Origin of the sequence: Actinospica acidithermotolerans (assembly GCF_018139625.1) — a bacterium.
Classification (GTDB): domain Bacteria; phylum Actinomycetota; class Actinomycetes; order Streptomycetales; family Catenulisporaceae; genus Actinospica; species Actinospica acidithermotolerans.
In genome coordinates, this window is sequence record NZ_JAGSOH010000236.1 from 1 (window position 1) to 3619 (window position 3619).

Consider the following 3619-nt stretch of genomic DNA (forward strand, 5'->3'; position numbering starts at 1 on the left):
GGGGACTCGTCGGTCAGCGACGCGACCACGTCGTCGACGTCCTCGATCTCCTCCATCGCGGCTATCCCCCGTACCGGGCTGTCCCCGTCGTCATCCCCGAGCTCATCGCCGTCACCCCAGACCCGCTCGGCCCCGGTCACCGTCTGCGCCCCGCTCATCGGCAACGAACTGCTCAGCCTGCCCGGCGCCACGAAGGAGGTGCGCCGGTTCACCTTCGACCTGAGCGCTAACCCCCTGGCGTATCAGGCGGGCGACGCGCTCAGCATCCGTCCGGTGAACGACGTCGCGCTGGTCGAGGAGTGGCTGTCGCTGACCGGCACCAGCGCCGATGCGGAGACCCTCGTCGACATCGACCACGTAGGCGCGGTGCCGTTCCGCGAGGCGCTGCTGCGCCACCTCGAGATCTCGAAGATCACCACGGGCCTGCTCGCCTTCATCGCCGATCGCAACGGCGACCGAATGCTCCGCAAGCTCCTGCGACCGGACAACAAGGGCGAGCTCTCTCAGTGGTCGTGGGGCCGTCAGGCGGCCGACGTGCTCGCCGAGTACCCCGTCCAGGCCAACCCGCAGGAGTGGGCCGCATCCCTCAAACGGCTGCAGAACCGTCAGTACTCGATATCGTCGAGCCCCCGCACCGACCCGACGAAGGTCTCGCTCACGGTCTCGGTCGTCCGCTACGAGAGCGCCCTGGGCCGCCGGCGCAACGGCGTCTGCTCCGCCTACCTCGCCGACGCCGAGCCCGGCACGCCCATCACCGTCCACGTCCAACCGTCCCCCCACTTCCGCCCGCCCGCCGACCCCCATACTCCGATGATCATGGTCGGCCCAGGCACCGGCGTCGCTCCCTTCATCGGCTTCCTGCACGACCGCCGCGCCCAAGGCCACGCGGCCCCCAACTGGCTGTTCTTCGGGGAGCAGCACCGCGCCACCGACTTCTACTACCGCGACGACCTCGCCGCCCTCACCGAGGACGGCACCCTCGACCACCTCGACACCGCCTTCTCACGCGACCAGCGCAACAAGATCTACGTCCAGGACCGCATGCAGGAGCACGGCCACCGCCTATGGACGTGGCTTGAGGCCGGCGCCCACTTCTACGTCTGCGGCGACGCCTCTCGCATGGCCAAGGACGTGGACCGCGCCCTGCGCGGCATCATCACCACCCACGGCGGCCTCACCGCCCAGGCCACCGACACGTACGTGAAGCGGCTGGTCACCGAGAAGCGGTACGTCCGGGACGTCTACTAGCAGGCCACGTAGTAGGCCAAGCTAAGAGGCGACAATCACCCAGCTCCACGACGCTTCCGACACCTGGCGCGCCGGGTGCCGGGTGCCGGGTGCCGGGCCCGGGCGCGTCCTGAACGGCGTCCTCGAACCTGCCCGCCTCGGTAACGTGGGTTCGCATGACCGACTCCCAGATAGAGATCACCGCCGACCTCGTCCGTGACCTGCTGCGGGAGCAGCATCCGGATCTCGCCGGCCTGGAGATTCGCGAAGTCGCAGGCGGGTGGAGCAACCAGCTGTGGCGCGTCGCGGACGAGCTGGCCGTCCGCATGCCGCGTACGGAGGGCGCCCCCGACATGCAACGCACGGAGCGCCGGTGGCTGCCGATTCTGGCCCCGCGCCTACCGCTGCCGGTCCCGCGCCCCGTGCGGATCGGAGAACCGTCCGCACGCTTCCCCGAGCTCTGGACCGTCATGACCTGGGTCCCAGGCGAGCCGCTGGACTACGCCGCGATCAGCCGCGGCGGGCACGCGGCCGACACGCTGGCGGACTTCCTCAAAGCGCTCCACGTGGAGGCGCCCGCCGACGCACCGCCAGGTTCGGACCGCGGCCATCACCCCAAGGAGTGCTCAGACGCCTTCGAGCGCTACTTTCAGGCCGTCGTCCCAGCCGACATCGCTGGCAGAGTCCGGGCGGTCTGGGATGACGCGGTGGCGGCCCCCGAGCGGCAGGGGCCACCGGTTTGGGTTCACGGTGACCTCCATCCCGCGAACGTCGTCGTCTCGGACGGAACACTCTCGGGTGTGATCGACTTCGGCGCCCTCTTCGCCGGCGATCCCGCATGGGACCTCGCGGCCGCATGGGTGCTCCTTCCCGCAGGCTTCGCCTCACGGTTCTTCGACGCCTACGCGCGTGCGGACGAGGCGACGATCCGCCGCGCCCGCGGGCTGGCGGTGCTGAAAAGCCTGTTCCTCATGCTGATGGGCCAGAACGGAGACCGGGGCCTGCCAGGCGGCAAGCCGACGTGGGGACCCGCAGGCCGCGCAGCACTCGACCGGGTCCTGAGCGGTGTCTGAATGCAGCGGCCGGCCTGAGCGGCGTCTGATGCAGCGGTCGGGCTGAGCAGCGTCTGATGCGGCGGTCGGCCTCAGGGCTCGGAACCCTTCAACTCGCCGCTGCCGCCTGACGCCCCGCGGCGTCGGCCAGGATTGCCTGGAGCCGCGTACGGCATTCGGCGACGAAGGCGGGAAAGGTCTCCCGATAGTAGGAGATCCCGCTCAGGGCCACTGCGATCGACCAGGCACGGGCGCGAGCCCATGTCTCCGGATCCAGATTCAGGCTGTCCCAGTAGGCATGGCGCGCTTCGGCGGGGTAGTCCCAGATGGTCGCATGCTCGGCGTCCGGAAAACCGATCGAGAGTCCGCCGAAGTCGATGACCGCGTGAAATCTGCCGGCCGAGACCACCACGTTGCTCGGCTTCAAGTCGCCGTGCAGCCAGACAGGCGATGCGGAAGGGTCGGGCAGCGCGAGAGCGGCTCGCCACAACCGTTCCAGGGCGTCGATGTCCAGCTCGGTACCCACGAGGGTTCGGCAGTCATCGAAACAGGCGCTGATCCACGGATCGCACGGCTTCAGGCCGCCGGCGCGATACCAGTCGAGGCCGTCCGCGGGCCTCGCTCCCATGAGGTCGGCGCCGTGCAGCTCCTCGACGAACGCCGCCAAGTCGGCTCCGAAGGCTGCCCAATCCCCGACGGTATTCGCGGCGGCTTCGTCGCCTTCGATCCACCGGTACACCGACCACGCGAGGGGAAATGCATCGGTGGGCGTCCCGATATGGACCGGCGCCGGCACCGGGCAGGAGAGCTGGGGCGCCAAACGGGGAAGCCACACCTGCTCCTTGAGCACAGAGCGTGCATTTTCGGGCGTGCGCGGAAGTCGTACAAGCAGTTCATCGCCCAGCCGGTACATGGTGTTGTCCGTGCCCGCGCCCGCTGGCATCAGCGGCAGGCCGGCCCATTCTGGACGCTGAGCGCCCAGCAGCGACCGAACCAGGACCTCGTCGACCGCGATCTCATCCTTGTGAAGCTTCACCTCGAAAGTCTCGCTGGGTACTGCAAGCAGGACCAGCGAATATCTCCCGCTCGTGGAAAGGCCCGGGGCAGATTTTCGCATCGCGCTCAATCCACCAGGTCTTTACCCCTCAGCCAGGCGCCCGACCAACTCCCCGTGCCGAAAGCCCGCACGGGCCGCTATCGCCGACTACCCTCCGAGGTCCGACGGCTCGGTCCCGGGCCTCAGGACTCGGCGAAGCCGGTTCGCCAGGTGGGCCGCTTCGGGCTCCAGTTGAGCTCGGTGCGGGCCTTGTGGTTGCTCGCGCCGAGCTCAACTGGAGCCC

General features: G+C 69.1%; 3 protein-coding genes. 2 read left to right on the forward strand and 1 reads right to left on the reverse strand.

Annotated features, from left to right (window positions below):
- Positions 1-1248 (forward strand): diflavin oxidoreductase (locus KDK95_RS34175; RefSeq protein ID WP_372463431.1); only part of this gene is annotated, 1248 nt, incomplete at its 5' end.
- A 155-nt stretch (positions 1249-1403) separates the two neighbouring features.
- Positions 1404-2300: an aminoglycoside phosphotransferase family protein gene (locus tag KDK95_RS34180; RefSeq protein WP_212522512.1), complete on the forward strand. Its 897-nt coding sequence runs from the start codon at positions 1404-1406 to the stop codon at positions 2298-2300.
- A gap of 88 nt (positions 2301-2388) precedes the next feature.
- Here the strand turns inward: KDK95_RS34180 and KDK95_RS34185 are convergent, their stop codons facing one another.
- A complete protein-coding gene (locus KDK95_RS34185) occupies positions 2389-3315 on the reverse strand; it encodes an aminoglycoside phosphotransferase family protein (protein ID WP_212522513.1) in 927 nt (308 codons plus the stop codon).
- Positions 3316-3619 lie beyond the last annotated feature (304 nt).

Excerpts from the sequence above, each read along its gene's own strand:
- KDK95_RS34180 (WP_212522512.1), top strand. The coding sequence starts at position 1,404 with ATGACCGACTCCCAGATAGAGATCACCGCCGACCTCGTCCGTGACCTG.